Source organism: Mesorhizobium sp. M7A.F.Ca.US.010.02.1.1 (assembly GCF_004023085.1).
In the GTDB taxonomy this organism is placed as follows: domain Bacteria; phylum Pseudomonadota; class Alphaproteobacteria; order Rhizobiales; family Rhizobiaceae; genus Mesorhizobium.
In genome coordinates, this window is record NZ_RZRV01000018.1 from 93845 (window position 1) to 110475 (window position 16631).

17 protein-coding genes, 1 tRNA gene and 1 pseudogene are annotated in these 16631 nt (G+C 61.4%); 14 read left to right on the forward strand and 5 right to left on the reverse strand.

Going from position 1 to position 16631, the window contains the following annotated elements:
- Positions 1 to 269 precede the first annotated feature (269 nt).
- Positions 270 to 1259 (forward strand): hypothetical protein, encoded by a 990-nt coding sequence (locus tag EOA19_RS19815; protein WP_128304564.1) that lies wholly within the window; start codon positions 270 to 272, stop codon positions 1257 to 1259.
- A 10-nt stretch (positions 1260 to 1269) separates the two neighbouring features.
- On the opposite strand, the pseudogene EOA19_RS35910 reads toward EOA19_RS19815, so the two are convergent.
- Positions 1270 to 1425: pseudogene (locus EOA19_RS35910) on the reverse strand (IS1595 family transposase); the annotation flags it as partial.
- Positions 1426 to 1451: 26 nt separating this feature from the next.
- Here EOA19_RS35910 and EOA19_RS19820 point away from each other — a divergent pair.
- The 5 genes from EOA19_RS19820 to EOA19_RS19840 all read left to right on the forward strand — a co-directional run bounded on the left by EOA19_RS19820 (position 1452) and on the right by EOA19_RS19840 (position 7872).
- The gene (locus EOA19_RS19820; RefSeq protein ID WP_128304565.1) at positions 1452 to 1637 is read left to right on the forward strand and encodes a DUF6471 domain-containing protein; all 186 of its coding nucleotides are present in this window, start codon (positions 1452 to 1454) and stop codon (positions 1635 to 1637) included.
- Positions 1638 to 1852: 215 nt separating this feature from the next.
- Positions 1853 to 2047, forward strand: coding sequence for a hypothetical protein (locus tag EOA19_RS19825; protein ID WP_128304566.1), 195 nt, complete (start codon positions 1853 to 1855; stop codon positions 2045 to 2047).
- Between the two features lie 1641 nt (positions 2048 to 3688).
- Positions 3689 to 5089, forward strand: a complete 1401-nt coding sequence (locus EOA19_RS19830; protein ID WP_128304567.1) for a lipopolysaccharide biosynthesis protein — start codon at positions 3689 to 3691, stop codon at positions 5087 to 5089.
- On the forward strand, positions 5089 to 6369 hold the full coding sequence (locus tag EOA19_RS19835) for a GNAT family N-acetyltransferase (RefSeq protein WP_128304568.1): 1281 nt from the start codon (positions 5089 to 5091) through the stop codon (positions 6367 to 6369). Before EOA19_RS19830 ends, EOA19_RS19835 begins: the two co-directional genes overlap by 1 nt.
- Before the next feature lie 228 nt (positions 6370 to 6597).
- Positions 6598 to 7872 (forward strand): hypothetical protein, encoded by a 1275-nt coding sequence (locus EOA19_RS19840; RefSeq protein ID WP_128304569.1) that lies wholly within the window; start codon positions 6598 to 6600, stop codon positions 7870 to 7872.
- 41 nt (positions 7873 to 7913) lie between these two features.
- Here the strand turns inward: EOA19_RS19840 and EOA19_RS19845 are convergent.
- Positions 7914 to 7998 (reverse strand) — tRNA-Leu (locus tag EOA19_RS19845).
- Between the two features lie 276 nt (positions 7999 to 8274).
- Here EOA19_RS19845 and EOA19_RS19850 point away from each other — a divergent pair.
- Positions 8275 to 8862, forward strand: a complete 588-nt coding sequence (locus tag EOA19_RS19850; RefSeq protein WP_023811139.1) for a YqaA family protein — start codon at positions 8275 to 8277, stop codon at positions 8860 to 8862.
- A 34-nt stretch (positions 8863 to 8896) separates the two neighbouring features.
- Positions 8897 to 9415, forward strand: coding sequence for a disulfide bond formation protein B (locus tag EOA19_RS19855; RefSeq protein ID WP_013529434.1), 519 nt, complete (start codon positions 8897 to 8899; stop codon positions 9413 to 9415).
- A 362-nt stretch (positions 9416 to 9777) separates the two neighbouring features.
- Here EOA19_RS19855 and EOA19_RS19860 read toward each other — a convergent pair whose 3' ends face one another.
- Positions 9778 to 10335 carry an HNH endonuclease gene (locus EOA19_RS19860; protein WP_006328497.1) on the reverse strand — a complete coding sequence of 186 codons (558 nt, stop codon included), beginning with the start codon at positions 10333 to 10335 and terminating at the stop codon, positions 9778 to 9780.
- 128 nt (positions 10336 to 10463) lie between these two features.
- Positions 10464 to 11105, reverse strand: coding sequence for a DNA-3-methyladenine glycosylase (locus EOA19_RS19865; RefSeq protein WP_023811137.1), 642 nt, complete (start codon positions 11103 to 11105; stop codon positions 10464 to 10466).
- Positions 11106 to 11178: 73 nt separating this feature from the next.
- On the opposite strand from EOA19_RS19865, the gene gluQRS reads away from it, so the two are divergent.
- A complete protein-coding gene (gene gluQRS / locus EOA19_RS19870) occupies positions 11179 to 12054 on the forward strand; it encodes a tRNA glutamyl-Q(34) synthetase GluQRS (RefSeq protein WP_128304570.1) in 876 nt (291 codons plus the stop codon).
- A 149-nt stretch (positions 12055 to 12203) separates the two neighbouring features.
- Positions 12204 to 13100: a DMT family transporter gene (locus EOA19_RS19875; protein WP_128304571.1), complete on the forward strand. Its 897-nt coding sequence runs from the start codon at positions 12204 to 12206 to the stop codon at positions 13098 to 13100.
- A gap of 157 nt (positions 13101 to 13257) precedes the next feature.
- Here EOA19_RS19875 and EOA19_RS19880 read toward each other — a convergent pair whose 3' ends face one another.
- On the reverse strand, positions 13258 to 14109 hold the full coding sequence (locus tag EOA19_RS19880) for a YihY/virulence factor BrkB family protein (RefSeq protein ID WP_013529430.1): 852 nt from the start codon (positions 14107 to 14109) through the stop codon (positions 13258 to 13260).
- A gap of 55 nt (positions 14110 to 14164) precedes the next feature.
- Between EOA19_RS19880 and EOA19_RS19885 the strand changes: the two genes are divergently transcribed.
- The 4 genes from EOA19_RS19885 to EOA19_RS19900 all read left to right on the forward strand — a co-directional run.
- Positions 14165 to 15031: an SDR family oxidoreductase gene (locus EOA19_RS19885; protein WP_128304572.1), complete on the forward strand. Its 867-nt coding sequence runs from the start codon at positions 14165 to 14167 to the stop codon at positions 15029 to 15031.
- Between the two features lie 24 nt (positions 15032 to 15055).
- On the forward strand, positions 15056 to 15247 hold the full coding sequence (locus EOA19_RS19890) for a twin transmembrane helix small protein (RefSeq protein WP_013529428.1): 192 nt from the start codon (positions 15056 to 15058) through the stop codon (positions 15245 to 15247).
- Positions 15248 to 15272: 25 nt separating this feature from the next.
- Positions 15273 to 15854 (forward strand): cob(I)yrinic acid a,c-diamide adenosyltransferase, encoded by a 582-nt coding sequence (locus EOA19_RS19895; RefSeq protein WP_128304573.1) that lies wholly within the window; start codon positions 15273 to 15275, stop codon positions 15852 to 15854.
- 29 nt (positions 15855 to 15883) lie between these two features.
- The coding region (locus EOA19_RS19900) for a rhomboid family intramembrane serine protease (RefSeq protein ID WP_164892968.1) at positions 15884 to 16631 on the forward strand (748 nt) is incomplete at its 3' end.

The following is a 16631-nucleotide window of genomic DNA, read 5'->3' on the forward strand; positions in this document are numbered from 1 at the left end:
ACCGGAGCATTCGCGCCCCGGCTCCTACCGCCCAGCGGCGGCTGCTGAAACTGACCAGGTGGATCAGACCTCGTCAGATCAGGAAGCGGTCAAGCTATATGGGTTCCATGCCGATACCTTTACTTGATGCACCGTGGGGAACGAATCTCCACGGCGCATCCTGTGGGCAATGTGGTCATAATGCAATACGTCGTCTGGACATATTCGGATTTTTGACTTTGCCAGCCTCTTCCTATATGAAGGCTTGGAAATCAGAGCCGGAGGCCAAAATGTCGGACCAGAGCGAGACCATGAGCGCTGAGACCAAGAGCGCGCAGAAGCGTCGGGTCGGGCGCAGCCCCTCTTACCCCGCCATCAGCGTCCAGAAGGCCGTGGAGAAGACCAAGGCCCTTTATGAAAGAGAGGGGGAGTATGCAGCGCCAATCGAATCGGCGGCAACCGCATGGGGCTATAGCTCCAAGAGCAGTGGGGGGCGCCAGATTCTTGCAACTCTCGGATATTATGGGTTAATCGAAGTCCAAGGTGAAGGCGACACGCGCAAAGTGAAAGTCTCTGAAATCGCGCGACGCATTCTGCTCGACCAGCGCGAAGACGACACGGAGAAAAAAGTTTTGGTACGGCGGGTTGCTCTTAACCCAACGGCACATAAGGCGATCTTCGAAAAATACCCCACGGGGCTAGCATCGGACGGCTCCCTAATCCATTTTTTGGTCTTCGATCTTCATTTCAACAGGGACGCAGCCAACGAGCTTTTGGCCGAATTTAAGGAGACAGCCCAATACATCGGTCTGTACGGTCCCGATAAAGATGTGGACAAAAATGGCGCCGGGAATCATAATGACGGGGCGGACAAGTCTCCCCCTGATGTTAAGGTCGGTGATAAGATCCAGTGGACCAGTCAAGGTTCGGACCAGTTCCCGAACGGCGCGACCGTCTTAGGGTTTTCGGCTGACAATCAATGGATCTTCACCGATCGGGGGATGTCGGGGATTCCAGTAAAAGAGATCAAAGTTATGGAACCTTCTCCCGCACAGACGCCTCCGGCCATGCCGCAACATCTCGTGGACTACGTGGTCCACCGCCCAGGCGAAACTGTAGTGATTGAAGCGAAAAAGGGATCGCGAAAGGCGGTATTCCCCGTAGAGGAAGGGGACGTGACACTGATCTTCCCGGAAAACATGTCCGCTGACGGGCTTGCCGTTCTTGGTCAGTATCTGGATGTCTTCCTAAAGAAAGAGCAGAAGAAGGCCGGCGCCTAAAGGCTTGCCTTGCGCGGCGCTGCCAGTACCCGCACCATTGATCCGACTTCGGCGCGACACCTACCGCGCTGACAACCATCGCGTACTGAGTGCCGTTTGCCTCGCGGCGGTTGTCTTCGCGCCATACCATCTCGGCGGCATAGGAGCCGAAATAGTTGCCAGCGATGCGGCGCGACTGATACGCGAGAAGAATTGAAGGGCGAGCTGAAGCGCCGGGGCATAACCTATGCGGCGCTTGCCGAAAAACTGACCGAGAAGGACGCCCACAAAAGCGAGCGCAATCTGGCCAACAAGATAAGCCGTGGTAGCTTCACCGCTGCATTTTTTATGATCTGCATAGAGGTGATCGGCGTTCGCCATGTTAGCTTGGAAGTGTGAATTTTCGCGCACATTCTTGAACGTATTAATCGTAATGCATAAGTCCCTTGCAGCGATTGCATCCGCAACCATTGCGCTGATCGTTGCAATTGACGTACGATTCGAATGTACGTAAGGATTGAAAAATCTGCGATTAACAAACTGGAAACGTTTGATTCGGAACAATGGCTGCATGCATCCGTTGGGATTAGCGCGGATTCGTAGGGAGCAATTCGATGAACGCATTCGCATATCGGGATAAGGTTCTCGACGAATTGCGTCGGGAATCTAACGCATCGTTTTCGGTCGTTTATCGCGCTATGTCTGAGGCAGCGAAAGCGAACCATGAGAAGGATAAAAACCTGGACGTTGAGGACGTGAAGCGGCGCATTCGTGCTATCATCAGGGAACAAGCCGTCGAAGCCAACTAGGCATGTCGCTAAGCGTATCTACCCTAGCGCTTTTCCTGTTTCTCGTTCCTGGTCTCATTTTTAGGTTTTCTTTATATGAAGGGTCGCCCGTGAGGCGGCCCTTTTTGGCATCTGGAACGTTGTATTCGTCGATAGCGGTCATATTGTATTCGACGATGATATTTACGCTTACGATATCAATTCTGCAGATAAACACGTATATCGCAAATGAAATAGGCAATGGAATAAGGTTCGGCATTGCCGAGCTAAATGACATTGTTTATATCTTTGATGACCACCTACAAGAAAATAGGCGATTTACAATAGCGAACTTCCTCATAAATTATCCGATGAGGACTGTTGCCATGTTTTCCTTGGTGTGCCTACTCGCATACGTGTTGGCTCGCACCGTCCAGCGACTTTCCCGCCAAATCGGCTTAATTGGCCGGATGATGTATGGACCTATCTATCCGATGCTCTCACAAAAAGGCGCGCCGTTCCTAACGTGTTTTGTCCTTACCAAAGTCGGCCACGACAAACAGAGGTTGATGTATTGCGGATATCCTGAGGAAATTTGCCTCCGGGAAGGAAATAACATCGACCATATAATTCTCTCCGACCCAGAGAAGTTCTATATGGTTTTTGACGATCCTGTACCCACGACGACGTTTGGAGAGGCTCGACGGGTATCGAGGCAGGAGCAAAGCCGAGGCCAAATGTTTGTATCAGGCTCTGAGATCGAAAACGTTCACTTCGAAAGCTTCTATTATGCTGACCCTACGCCGAGTTTGATTAGCCGAATTTTCGGATCTCATAAACGCAAGGTAGCGGCACCAAAGTAGGTGGCTAAACGCGAACGGCCTTCCAAGCGCTTGGAAGGCCGTTCTATTTTCCTGATTTTTCCAATGCCTACGGCTTTTTCCAGCGTTTCCTATGTTTTCCCATACCGGGCGACAATCCACACACCCATTCAGAGGACTCGAACCTCGACTCCTCAAGCGCGCCTAGGAACGATCCGGATCGCCCATTTTCGGCTAACTAGAAACTTGAGGTGCGTTTCCTACGCTTCATACTGCAGGACTGGCATGTATGGGGTACTCCCGCGCCCCAAGTTTGTCAAACAAGTCGCAATTTGCACGATTATTGACGGCAAACATCAATAAATTTGGCGAGTTTGCTCCATAATACCGCTAAGCCTGATCCGTTTCGTCGGCCTCAGCTTCCCGGGCGGCTTGTTTAAACCGCTCGGATTGCTCTTTCTGACTAAGCTCTCCAGCCCTTTTTGGCTTTGGCTTTGGAGCGATATTTAGACGGTCGCCAGACACCATAGGGTGCCTCACCTTGCACTAGTCGTTTCATAAGTCAGGCGTTGCCGACGACACCTTGCCGCGCATGCCACGCTTGAACGCCGAGAGATAGCTTTCGATGGTGTTCGAATGGATGACGGCACCACCCTCGTTATGGCGACGCCATCGGCATGACTTATGAGCGTGCCACGCACCGCCCCTACCGGCCCTCCGCTATGGCACCGGACGTTCGTCACTCGAAAAAGCCAAATCGCTGACTTTTCGCCCGCCGCACCCCGCCCTCACCCAACCGTTTCTTAATGTGTCTCCGCTACACCCAACCCTGAAAAGAAGCGGAAAACGGAGAGAAATCGGGGTGCGCTTTTCCGCGGCCACGACTGCCGGGCGGTTCTTGCCGCAGCGTTGGGCGCTGCGCATGGGGCCGTTGCTTGGCCGCATCGATGCCGTGCTGTTCACCGCCGACGAGCGCGGCGAGGCGAGCCGCATGTCGGTCATCGCCTTCTCGGTCCGCATCGTCAGCGCCGTCATCGCCTTCGTCAGCCAGGTGCTGATGGCACGGTGGATGGGCTCGTTCGAATATGGCATCTTCGTCCTCGTCTGGGTGACGATGGTCATCGTCGGAAACCTCGCCTGCCTGGGCTTCCACACCTCCGTCATCCGCTACATTCCCGAATATCGCGAGCGCGGCCTGATGGACGAACTGCGCGGCATCGTGCTGGCCAGCCGCCTGTTCGTGCTGATCGCCTCCACGCTGATTGCCGGGCTCGGCGCGCTCGGCGTCTGGCTGGCGGCACCCTGGATCGAGAACTACTATGTGATCCCGTTCATCCTCGGCGTCATCTGCCTGCCGATGATCGCCATGTCCGACCTTTTGTCGGGCCTGGCACGCGCCAACAGCTGGGCACTGTTTGCCCTGTCGCCGACCTATCTGGTGCGGCCCGTGCTGATCCTGCTGTTCATGGCGCTGATGCTGTTCGTGGGCTACGCACCCGATGCCAGGACCGCCATCTTCGCCTCGATCGCCGCCACCTACGCCACCACGCTGGGACAACTCGTCGGTGTCACCCAGCGCATGGAAAGGCAGATCCCGGCCGGGCCGATGAAGGTGCATTTCGCGCAATGGTTCATCGTCTCGCTGCCGATCTTCCTGGTCGAGAGCTTCTTCTTCCTGCTGACCAATGCCGACGTGCTGATGGTCGGCGCCTATATGGATCCCAACGACGTCGCCGTTTATTTCGCCACCGTGAAGACGCTGGCGCTGGTGCATTTCGTCTACTTCGCCGTCAAGGCCGGCGTTGCCCAGCGCTACGCCCAGTTCACCCATGGCGACCCGCAAAGGCTTGCCGCCTTTGCCCGCGAGACGGTGTCGTGGACGTTCTGGCCATCGCTCTTGATGGCGCTGCTGGTGCTGGCGCTCGGCGAGCCGATGCTGGTGCTGTTCGGCCCTGAATTCACATCAGGCTATCCGCTGCTGTTCCTGCTCGTCTTCGGCGTCGTGGCGCGGGCCGCCGTCGGCCCCTGCGAAAGCCTGCTGACGATGAGCGGCAACCAGAACATCTGCGCCGCCGTCTATGCCATGACGCTGGCCTTCAACATCGCCCTCAATGTGGTGCTGATCCCGATGTTCGGCCTGTGGGGCGCGGCAATGGCCACCGCCTTTGCCATGATCTTCGAAGCCGGCGCGCTCTCCTTCACGGTGTGGCGCAAGCTCGGCATCGCCATGCTTATCTTCGTGCCTGCCAAAGGAGCCGCGTGATGGCTGCCATCCCGTTGCTTGAGGAAACCAGCGGCGGCACCGCCGGCGCCATGGTGTCGGGGCTCGCCGGGCTGACCCGCGATGCCGACCCCGCCCATATCGAGATCCTCGCCAACAACCGGCCCGAGCGCAAGCTCGCCATCTACCCGGCATCGGCCGGCTTCGACCTGGTCGAGGAACTGGACTATCTCTGCGCCCGCACGGTCGAGCCCAATGTTTTCTTCAATCCGCGCTTCCTGGCCCCGGCCATGCCGCGGCTGGAGGATCGCGAGGTGCGGCTGGCGGTCATCCGTGACGGCGACGAATACCGCAACCGGCTGCGCCTTCTGGTGCCGTTCTCTGTTGAGCGGCCGGTGGTGCCGCTCGGCGTTCCGGTCATGCGCACATGGTCGAGCCCGTTCGGTCCGCTCGGCACGCCGCTGGTCGACCGCGACGACCCGGTCGGCGTCGTCGAGGACTTTTTTGCGATGCTGTCGCGCCCGCATCTCAAGCTGCCGAAAGTGTTCGTCCTGCCCGACATCCGGCTCGATGGCCCGGTGGCGAGCCTGCTTGCCACCGTGGCCGAGGCTCGCGGCCTGACGCTGGTCACCACCGGCCAGAGCCAGCGCCCGGCGCTGGAGAGCGAGCTCGATGGAGACGATTATCTGAAGGCCTCGCTGCGCTCGCACCATTATCGCGAGTTCCGCCGCCTGAAGCGGCGCCTTGGCGACCTTGGCAAGCTTGAGCATGTCGTGGCGCGCGGCCCCGAAGACATCCGCCATGCTATCGAAGGCTTCCTGTCGCTGGAAGCGGCCGGCTGGAAAGGCCGCGAACGCACCGCCATGGCGATCGACCGCTTCCGCGCCGCCTTCGCCCGCGAAGCCGTGCACCGGCTGGCCGAACAGGACATGTGCCGCATCCACTCGCTGACGCTCGACGGCCGCACCATCGCCTGCCTGATCGTCTTCGTCGAAGCCGGCATCGCCTACACCTGGAAGACGGCCTATGACGAGACGCTGGCCAGCTATTCGCCCGGCACGCTACTGATGATCGAGGTGACCAGGCAGCATCTCGACGATCCCAACATCATGATGACCGATTCCTGCGCGGTGCCCGACCATCCGGTGATGAGCCGGCTATGGGCCGAGCGCAAGCCGATGGGCACCCTGGTGATCGGCCTGGCGCCGGACGCCGACCGCCTCACCCGCCAGGCCGCCTCGCAACTGCACCTCTACCGCGAAACCCGCAACATGGCCCGCCTGCTGCGCAACCGGATGAAGAGCTTGCTGGGGCGGCGGTAAGAAAAGGCAGGGTGCGGTTCTGGAGAATGGCACATCTTCGCTGCAATATTTGACAGGTGGGTGACCGGGAATTTACTTCGGTTGCCAGCAGGCAAACGCGAATATTGATCTCTGCTTATAAAAAAACGAGATTTCTCGCAGAAATTTCCAGTGAAAGCCCATAAGACCTACTCGCATTCTTGTTCTTAATTCACGATAATCTAGTGATTCGGTAGCGATGAGAGAGAAATGTCGCTGAATCATGAGGCCAACGGCGCCCGGCACATCAGTGCGGAGGACAGCGCCGTTGTCCGAAGGGCCGACGAAGACTTCGAAGAACTGATTCGAAGCATTCGAGCCGCAACGCATCAAGCTTTGCCTCTCTTCGAAGAGGAGCCCGTGACCGGGTTGGCCCAGTCAGACACGCTGGCCGCCTCCCTCGGCTCGACTTCGGCCCGGACGGGCTCGAGCCAGGCCCGCGCCATGCGCGGCTCCTCGCTCTTGTCCAACGATAGGCTGGATCCACGTGCCGATGACGACTTGGCGTGGTCGTTGGTTGATCACGATGCCGACGCTCCCGATACCGACAAATGGGAATTGCAGGAAGAGGTGGCGAAGCTGCAGCGCTTGCAGGATCGCACCTCGAAAGAGCTTGGGCGAAAATCGCGCGAGCTATCGATCGCGAGTAAGACAATCGCCGACCTGGAGGTCCAACTCAACAAGGCACGGCAGACCATTGCGCAAGCGGACAGGCATGCCGGCCAGCGCGCAACGCGGTTCCTCGAAGCGAATGTCGAGGTCGAGCGTCTGGGCCGGAACCTGGCGCGCGTGTCGGGGCAACTTCGCGACGAGATCATCGCCAGGCAAGCCGCCGAGCAGGCGCGTGAGGACGTTGCATCGCGGCTCGCCAGCTTGCAACAGGCCGCCATGCTGCTTCGTTCCAAAGTCGCGGATTACCAGCTCCACAACGAAAGACTGACCGGCAGACTGTCTGCGCAGATGCTGGTGCAGCAGGACCTGCAGGTGCGGCTGTCCACGGTCGAGCATCAGCGCGGCGTTCTCGGCGATTGCGCCGCCACCGCGCAGGTACGGGCCGCCGAACTTGAAAAGAGGTTGCGCTCACTCCAGCGCAGCGCCGCCGATCAAAGCGTGGTCCGCGCAACGCCGAGCGTGGGGCAGCGCGCCGAGGACGTGGCCGAGCATCGGCGCCAAACCCCGGAAACCGAGATTGCGACGTTGCGCCAGGAGCGCGACGCGGCGCGCCGAGACTATGGCGCGGTGAAGGTTCAACTCGCCGATCTCCGCTTGCGCGACATGACCGACGAGCTCGCGCATGCCCGTTGCCGCGATGAGAACCGCCAGCTTCACCACAGGCTGGAAACGCTGAGACGCCAGGATCCGCCCAGCGGACCGGCAGCGGATGACAATGCCGATCTCGAACGGACATTCGACGAATTGCTGGCGGCTGGCGAGCTTGGCGCGGCCAATGACGGCGATCCCACCGCGACGCGCAAGGCGTCTTGATCGCGTTGGGATTTGCCACCCAAAGCTCGAAGAGTGAAGGTTGGTGCCCCTAGCCGGAATCGAACCAGCACTCCTTGCGGAACTCGATTTTGAGTCGAGCGCGTCTACCAATTCCGCCATAGGGGCTCAGGCCGGGCGGCCTGGATGGCGCGGGACTATACGGTTGGAGGGCTGTTCGTCAACTGGCCAATTCTCCGGCGCTCTCAAGATGCGACCAAACTGCGCCTTTCGATTTCGTGACGGGGCTGCCATTGTGCAGCGCGGAAAATCTTTCTAGACAGGCGGCGCATCAAAGCGCGGCACGTCTGCGGGGACGGATGGCGTGCTCTGGGTCTTTGTTCTGTGCATGCCGTTACACCCCAACCTGCCTGCGCAATTGAACGACACGCATTAGGAGTGCCGATGCTTCGCGGACTTTACGACTGGACCTTGTCGCTGGCGGCCCGCAAATCCGCCGAATGGTGGCTGGCCTTCATCGCCTTCGTCGAAAGCTCGGTGTTCCTGGTGCCGGCCGACGTGCTCTATCTGCCGATGGCGCTGTCGCGGCCGGATCGCGCCTACCGCTATGCGCTGATCGCCACCGTCGCCTCGGTGCTGGGCGGCATCGCCGGCTGGTTCATCGGCCACTACGCCTATGACGCGGTGGCGAGGCCGATCCTCGAATTCTACGGCAAGTACGACGAGTTCGAAGCGCTGCGCGCGGGGGCAGGCGTCGGCTTCATCGTCCTGATGCTGATCACGTCGGGCGCTGCCCACCTGCCGCCGATCAAGGTGGTGACGATCCTGTCCGGCGTCATCGGCGTCAATTTGCTGTTGTTCGTGGTGCTGGCGATCGTGGCCCGCGGTGGCCGTTTCCTGCTGCTCGCCTGGCTGCTGCGCCATTATGGCGAACCGATCCGCGAATTCATCGAAAAGCGCCTCGGCCTCATCGCCGGCGCCGGCGCGGCTGCCCTGATTTTGCTCTATATCCTCGTCAAATACGCGTTCTGAACAGAACCATTGCGAGCCGGACGGACCGATTGAAATGACAGCGACCATGAATGCCGACACCGGACGCCAGCGCACGCTAACCGCCTTGTTCCTCGCCGTTGCCATGGCCGCCACCGTTGGTTCGGCGCTCGGCTTCCAGTATCTCGGCGGCTACATCCCCTGCCACCTCTGCCTCGAACAGCGCACGCCCTACTATATCGGCGTGCCGCTGATGGTGCTGGCGGTGATTGCGTCGATGCTGCACGCACCCAGCTGGCTGACGCGCGGCCTGCTGGCCGTCGGCGGCATCCTGATGCTCTACGGCCTCTATCTCGGCGTCTACCACTCCGGCGTCGAATGGCAGTGGTGGGCCGGCCCGACCGATTGTACCGCAGGCGCCGGGCCGGTCGACACCGGCGGCAAGGGCGTGCTCGACGCGCTCGACAAATTCGTGCCGCCGTCCTGTGACAAGGCCGCCTTGCGCATCCTCGGCCTGTCGCTGGCCGGCTGGAACGCCATCGCCAGCCTGATCCTCGCCGCCGTAGCCTTCCGCGGCGCCCTCACCCGCGACTGATTGAGCAGCGCGACGCAGAGTTCGAGCAAAAATTCGCCAGACTGAGCCGGATGGCGCGACTTTCGACGTCCGAGCAAGATCGACCCCCACTCCGTCTCGGCTTCGCCGAGCCACCTCTCCCCCGATCGACGGGGTAGAGGAAAGGCGCGAGCCTATTGAGCCAGCGCTCCTTACGCTGGGCTCCCTTCCTCTCCCTCCGGAGGGGGGAGAGGTGGCGCTGCGAAGCAGCGACGGAGTGGGGGAAGCCGGTCCTTAAGCGCGAAGCCGCTGATAGGTGAGCGCCACCGTGCTGGCCCGATACCGGGAAGTGGTAGGCATGTGAATCGCTCCAGACGGCCAGCCTCCCGAATTCTCGAACGATCTCAGGGCTCCAGTTCGACATCCCAGTACAGATAATCCATCCAGCTCTCATGCAGATGGTTGGGCGGGAACAGGCGGCCATTGTTGTGCAGATCGTGCACCGTCGGCTGGAAAGGCTTCTGCAGCGGCCACATCTTGGCATGCGCCGGCATCATGCCGCCCTTCCTGAGGTTGCAGGGCGAACAGGCGGCAACGACATTCTCCCATGTCGTCGCGCCGCCACGGTGGCGGGGAATGACGTGATCGAAGGTCAAGTCCTCCGGCGTGCCGCAATACTGGCACTGGAAACGGTCGCGCAGGAAGACGTTGAAGCGGGTGAAGGCCGGGTGCCTGGAGGGCTTCACATAGGCCTTCAGGCTGACCACGCTCGGCAGCTTCATCGAGAAGGTCGGCGAGGAGACGGCGTGCTCGTATTCGGCGACGATGTTCACCCGGTCGAGGAACACCGCCTTGATGGCATCCTGCCACGACCAGAGCGACAAGGGGTAATAGCTGAGCGGACGGTAATCCGCATTCAGCACCAGTGCTGGAAGCCCATCCGGAGATACGGCAACCGTCACGTGTTCACCTCCTTGGTTCTAGACCCGAACGGCGCGGATACTGTAAGCCCGACATGACAGGGATGTGAAGCGGATTGTCGCGTGGCCTAAGCGCCAAAAATGCGTGATTTTTATGATTTTTTGCGGATTCAGGCCGGCGGCGCGGCGTCTCGCCCTCTGGTTTCACGATAATAGGACCAGAAAAGCCGCGATGCGACACCTCGCCACGGGCTCCATGATTCGGCCAATGCGATCAGGGTTTTCTCCGGCGGACGCGGCTCGATGCCGAGCGCGTGGCCGACCGCGCTCTGCAGCGCGACGTCGCGCGCGGGGAAGATGTCGGGATGCCCAGCGGCGAATAAGAGATACACTTCCGCCGTCCACGGGCCGATGCCGGACACCGCCGTCATCGTCGTGATCGCCTCCTGGGCATCGAGCGAACAGAGGTGATGAAGGTCGAGGCCGTCGGCCACCGCCTGGGCAATTGCGATCAGGCCGCGCTGCTTGGGCCGCGACAGGCCGGCCTCGCGAAACATGTCCTCGCCGGCGGCCAGGATCGCTTGCGGCGTCAGCGGATCGACGAGTTTGGTCAGCCGGCCGAAGATCGCATCGGCACTGGCGCGGGACACTTGCTGCGAGACGACGATCGACGCCAGGCTTCGAAACCCCGGCTCGGACAGCCGCAGCGGCACCTCGCCGGCCATGCCGCGCACCTTTTCCAGGCGCGGGTCGATCACGCAAAGCGCGTCGAGCCCCCGGGCAATGTCGTCTGATGTCACGATACGGCGCATGCTTTCTTGTTCCTCGACCGTCGACAGGGTAGCAATTGGCGGAGCGCCGCAAAACATGATTGCCGCCTGAGAGATGACACTCCTGACATTCCGCTTCGCGCCCAGCCCCAACGGCGACCTGCATCTCGGCCACGCCTATTCGGCGCTGCTCAACCAGAAGCTGGCGGCACAGGCGCACGGCCGCCTGCTGCTGCGCATCGAGGATATCGACACGACGCGCTGCACGCCGCTATTCGAGGCAGGCGTGCTTGCCGACCTGAAATGGCTGGGGCTTGGCTGGGAAGAGCCGGTGCGCCGCCAGTCCGAGCATTTCGCCGAATACCAAGCGGTGCTCGAGCGGTTGATCGCGGACGAACTCGTCTACCCCGCCTTCATGAGCCGTGGCGAGATCCGCGCCTTCATCACCGACAGCGAAAAGCGTGGGCGCGACTGGCCGCGCGATCCCGATGGCGTGCCGCTCTACCCCGCCACCGACAAGGCGCTGCCGCTGAAGGAACGCCAGCGGCGGATCGCCGAGAATGCACCCTTCGCCTGGCGGCTGGATGTCGATGCCGCCATGGCGCGTGTCGGCAAGGACCTTTCATGGACGGAGTATTCTGACGAGACGCTTTCCGCGACGCGCTCCGTCGAAGCCCGCCCGCGGGACTGGGGCGACGTGATCTTGGCGCGCCGAGACATTCCGACCAGTTACCACCTCGCCGTCGTCATGGACGATGCGCTGCAAGACGTCAGCCACGTCGTGCGCGGCCAGGATCTGTTTTCCGCCACTGGCGTGCAGCGCCTGCTGCAGCAACTCCTCGGACTGCCGCAACCGGCCTATTTCCATCATCGTCTGATCCTCGGGACGGACGGACGAAAACTGTCGAAGAGCTTCAGTGATACCGGCCTTGCCGCATTGCGCCATGCCGGCGCATCGCCTGACGACATCAGGCGGATGGTCGGGTTTTGAGCTCGGTGAGACCAGGGCGCCACCCCCCAAATGCGCCGGCCGTTGAATTCCGGTGACGCATGGATCAACGGTTTCGTTTTGCGCGCCGGGTTGAAGCGCAGTAGAGCAGCGCCACGGTCAACTCCCTCCAGCGCGGCGGTCTCCGGAACATGCACAGCATCAAGCGGTTCATCCCCGCCACCTTCGTCGTCCTGTGGGCGACCGGCTTTATCGGCGCGCGCTACGCCATGCCGTGGGCGGAACCGTTCACATTCCTCGCCGCGCGTTTCGTCATCGCCGCCATCCTGCTGGCCGTCCTGATGCTTGTGCTGGGCTCGAAAAGAGCCACCCGCGAGGAGGCGCTGCATGCCACCGGCGCCGGCATCCTGATGCATGGCGTCTATCTCGGCGCCGTCTTCTGGGCCATCCACAGGGGCATGCCGGCCGGATTTTCGGCCCTCATCGTCGGCCTGCAGCCGCTGATCACGGCGGTGCTTGCCGGTAAGTTTCTCGGCGAGGCGATCCTGCCGCGCCACTGGCTTGGCCTTGGTATCGGCCTCATCGGCATCGTCATCGTGCTGTGGCCGAAGCTCGGCGCGCTCGGCGGCGGCGTGACCGCGGCGACATTGACCGCCTCGCTGGTCTCGGTGCTCGGCATGAGCGCCGGCACCATCTGGCAAAAGCGCTTCGCTTCCGGCGGCGACCTCGTCGCGGCTACCATGTGGCAATATATCGGTGGCGGTTCGCTGATGCTCCTCGCCTCACTCGCCTTCGAGACCCACACCGTCGTCATCAACGGCGAACTGATCTTCGCCATGGCCTGGCTGGTGCTGGTGCTGTCGCTCGGCGCCATCTTCCTGCTGATGGTGATGATCCGCGACGGCGAGATGTCGAAAGTGGCGTCGCTGTTCTACCTGGTGCCGGCGGTGACGGCGGTCATCGCCTGGGCACTCTTCGACGAACAGCTCAACGCGCTGCAGATCGCCGGCATGGCGATCACGACCTTCGGCGTTGGCCTGGCAACGGCGCGGCAGACCAAGGGAAGAACTGTGGAATTGAGGAATTGAGGCATTGAGGCATTGAGGCATTGAGGCATTGAGGCATTGAGGCATTGAGGCATTGAGGCAGATGGGGGCCATCTGGCGCTGGGTGCTACGTCAATTCTTCAATTCTTCAATTCTCCCATTCCTCAATTCTCCCATTCCAGTTCCCCAATTCGACCTGTCATCCCACCCGCGCACGCGCCTCCAGATAGCGACTGATCGCGGCGTTGAGCTCGCCGCCGAGGATGAAGATCGCCGAGACCATGTAGAGGAAGACCACGGCGATCATGATCGAGGCCAAGCCGGCATAGGTCGTCACGTAGGACGAGAAGTGGTCGAGATAGGTGGCGAAGATGGTCGAGCCGATAAGCCATGCCGCCAGCGTGAAGACGATGCCCGGCACCAGCGAGACGAAGCGGCGCTTGCCCGCCGGCAGCCAGAAATGCACGGCAAACAATCCGCCGACGATGACCGCCGAAGCGATGACGTAACGCCACAGGGTGATGGTGCCCATATAGGGCTTGATCCAGTCGATATGGGCTTCGGCGAGCCGCGCCAGCAGCGGCGCGAACACCAGGAGCACGCTGATCGCCAGGAAACCGGCCGTGGCGATGAGAACGAAGATGATGCTCTGCACCCGGCGGTAGATGATGCCGCGCGTTTCCGAAACGCGGTAGGCGCGGTTGAGCGACGTGCGCAGCGCCTCGATGCCGTTCGACGCAAAATAGGCAGCAAGCACCACACCATAGGTCAAAAGGTCGGTGCGCCGGACGGTCAGCACATTGAGCACTTCGCGCGCGATCGGCTTGGCGATCTGTTCGGGCCAGGTGTCGAAGACCAGATGCACGGCCGTGTCGGAGAACGCCTGCGCGCCCAGGAAGCTCGCCAGCGTCGTCGCGAAGATCAGAAACGGGAACAGCGCCATCAGCGATGTGATCGCCAGATGGCTGGCCATGGCCCAGCCGTCATCGGTGTTGAAATGGCCAAGCGCGTCGTAGAGAACCCGCTTGAGGGCTACGATCTTCCGCAACAAGAACCGCGCCCTCCAATTGTCTCCACGCCGGGAATATGGGAAGGGATTGCGGCAAATGGCAACCCTTGGCGAAACCACGAACAGTCCGGCGCAGAAGGTGCGCTCGATTATCATCACCGGTGCGTCTTCGGGAATAGGCGCGTACTGCGCCCGCACGTTGAAGGCGGAAGGCTGGCGGGTGTTCGCAACGGCGCGCAAGCCGCAGGACATCGCCGCGCTCGAAGCCGACGGCATCGAGGCCTTCTATCTCGATTATTGCGAGCCGGACTCCATCGCCGCGCTGGTGACGGCGGTGCTCGACCGCACCGGCGGCCGGCTCGACGCCCTGTTCAACAACGGCGCCTATGCGCAGCCGGGCGCCGTCGAGGATCTGCCCGTTGCGGCGCTCAAGCAGCAATTCGAGGCGAATTTCTTCGGCTGGCATGATTTGACCCGCCGACTGGTGCCGGTGATGCGCCGCCAGGGTCAGGGCCGCATCGTCCACTGCTCGTCGATCCTTGGCCTGGTGCCGGTGCGCTTTCGCGGCGCCTATTCGGCATCGAAGCACGCACTGGAGGCCTTGATGCTCTGCCAGCGCCAGGAACTGGCCGGCAGCGGCGTCCACGTTTCGCTGATCGAGCCGGGGCCGGTGAAGTCGAAGATCGCCAGCAATGGCCTCATTTGGTTTCTCAGCAACATCGACCACGAAAATTCCGTGCACCGCGTGGACTATGCGGCGCAACTCGAGCGGTTGCGGGCCGGCGGCAGCCAATCGGCCTTGAAGCCAGGGCCGGAAGTCGTTCATGCGGCGCTGCGCCATGCACTTCTGTCGCGGCGCCCGCGCCCGCACTATGTGGTAACAGTGCCGGCCAGGATCGGTGCGGTGCTCAAACGCATCCTGCCGGCATCGATGCTCTACCGCCTGATGGCCAAACGCGCCTGAACGCCAAACAACTGGAACGCAACAATGGCAACCGTCTTCAACATTCTCGCCATTCTGGTCATGGTCGCCGTTGCGGTCGTGCTTGTTCGTGGCCTCATCAACATGATGCGCGGTGGTTCCGGCGTCACGTCGAACAAGCTGATGCAGGCACGCGTCATGCTGCAGGCCGTGGCGCTGGTGCTGATTCTGCTTGCGGTGTATTTCACCCGCAAGTGAGGATATCGGCAGCCGGGGAGGCGAAATGGTCAAGCTCAACAAGATCTACACCCGCACCGGCGATGATGGCACCACGGGTCTCGGCACCGGCGAAAGGCGGCTGAAATCCGACCTTCGGGTAGACGCTTACGGCACGATCGACGAGGCCAATGCCTGCATCGGCATCGCCCGGGTCCACACGGCCGCGACCCATCCCGCGATCGATGACATGCTTTCCCGCATCCAGAACGATCTGTTCGATCTTGGCGCCGATCTCGCCGTGCCCGACGACGGCAAGCCACTCGGCTACGAGCCGCTTCGCATCGTCGCCGTGCAGACCGACCGGGTCGAGAAGGACATCGACCTTCTCAACAAGGAGCTTCAGCCGCTCAAATCCTTCGTGCTCAATGGCGGCACGCCGGCAGCGGCGGCACTTCACCTTGCCCGCACCGTGGCGCGGCGGGCCGAAAGGCTGATCGTGGCCCTTGCCCAGGACCCGAACGAGCACGTCAACCGCGACGGACTGAAATACATCAACCGCGTCTCGGATTTCCTGTTTGTCGCCGCCCGGGCGGTCAATGACAACGGAAACGCCGACGTGCTATGGGTTCCCGGCAAGAACCGCTGATTGTCGAAAGCGGAAGAGGGCCTGGGGCAATGTTCATCCCGCTTTACGACACCAACAGGCTGCGGCACATCCGCCTGCAATATGTGACCATCGGGCTGATCGTGGTCAATGCCCTGGTCTACCTTGCCACCGCGCTCGGCGGCGAGAGTTTCTCCAATGCCGCCGTGCTTGGTCTCGGCTTCATCCCGTCGGTCGTCCATGACACCGCCGAGCTCGATCCCCGTTTCATCGTCATCCCCGAAAGCCTGAGCTATCTCACCTATTCCTTCCTGCATGCAGACATCTTCCATCTCGGCGGCAACATGCTGTTCCTGTGGGTGTTCGGCGACAATGTCGAGGATGCGCTCGGCCACATCCGCTACCTCATCTTCTACCTGTTGTGCGCGATCGCCGGCGCCGCTTTCCAGGGCCTCGTCGCCTGGGATTCGCAAGTGCCGCTGATCGGTGCCTCCGGCGCCATCGCCGGCGTGGTCGTCGCCTATCTGATCCTTTATCCCAGGGTGAAGGTCTGGGTGCTGGCCTTTGCCCGCATCCCGCTGCGGATTCCGGCCTTCATCCCGCTCATCTTGTGGGTGCTGTTCCAGGTGGTGATGTTTGCCGCCGGCGGCGAGGACCAGATTTCGTGGGCCTGCCATATCGGCGGCATCATTGCCGGAGCCGTTCTTGTGCTCGTCTTGCGCAGCCGCGGCGTGCCGCTGTTTGCCGGCGCCGACGAGGACGTCGCGCCCACCGCTCCCGACCAACCCCCGGTTGCCACGGCACCGCTGATCCCCGACC

What these genes read in the sequence shown, in the direction of transcription:
- EOA19_RS19815 (WP_128304564.1), top strand. Translation starts at nt 270, where the DNA reads ATGTCGGACCAGAGCGAGACCATGAGCGCTGAGACCAAGAGCGCGCAG.
- EOA19_RS19825 (WP_128304566.1), top strand. Translation starts at nt 1,853, where the DNA reads ATGAACGCATTCGCATATCGGGATAAGGTTCTCGACGAATTGCGTCGG.
- EOA19_RS19835 (WP_128304568.1), top strand. Translation starts at nt 5,089, where the DNA reads ATGGCTGCCATCCCGTTGCTTGAGGAAACCAGCGGCGGCACCGCCGGC.
- EOA19_RS19840 (WP_128304569.1), top strand. Translation starts at nt 6,598, where the DNA reads ATGTCGCTGAATCATGAGGCCAACGGCGCCCGGCACATCAGTGCGGAG.
- EOA19_RS19850 (WP_023811139.1), top strand. Translation starts at nt 8,275, where the DNA reads ATGCTTCGCGGACTTTACGACTGGACCTTGTCGCTGGCGGCCCGCAAA.
- EOA19_RS19855 (WP_013529434.1), top strand. Translation starts at nt 8,897, where the DNA reads ATGACAGCGACCATGAATGCCGACACCGGACGCCAGCGCACGCTAACC.
- EOA19_RS19865 (WP_023811137.1), bottom strand. Translation starts at nt 11,105, where the DNA reads ATGCGCCGTATCGTGACATCAGACGACATTGCCCGGGGGCTCGACGCG.
- gluQRS (WP_128304570.1), top strand. Translation starts at nt 11,179, where the DNA reads ATGACACTCCTGACATTCCGCTTCGCGCCCAGCCCCAACGGCGACCTG.
- EOA19_RS19875 (WP_128304571.1), top strand. Translation starts at nt 12,204, where the DNA reads ATGCACAGCATCAAGCGGTTCATCCCCGCCACCTTCGTCGTCCTGTGG.
- EOA19_RS19885 (WP_128304572.1), top strand. Translation starts at nt 14,165, where the DNA reads ATGGCAACCCTTGGCGAAACCACGAACAGTCCGGCGCAGAAGGTGCGC.
- EOA19_RS19890 (WP_013529428.1), top strand. Translation starts at nt 15,056, where the DNA reads ATGGCAACCGTCTTCAACATTCTCGCCATTCTGGTCATGGTCGCCGTT.
- EOA19_RS19895 (WP_128304573.1), top strand. Translation starts at nt 15,273, where the DNA reads ATGGTCAAGCTCAACAAGATCTACACCCGCACCGGCGATGATGGCACC.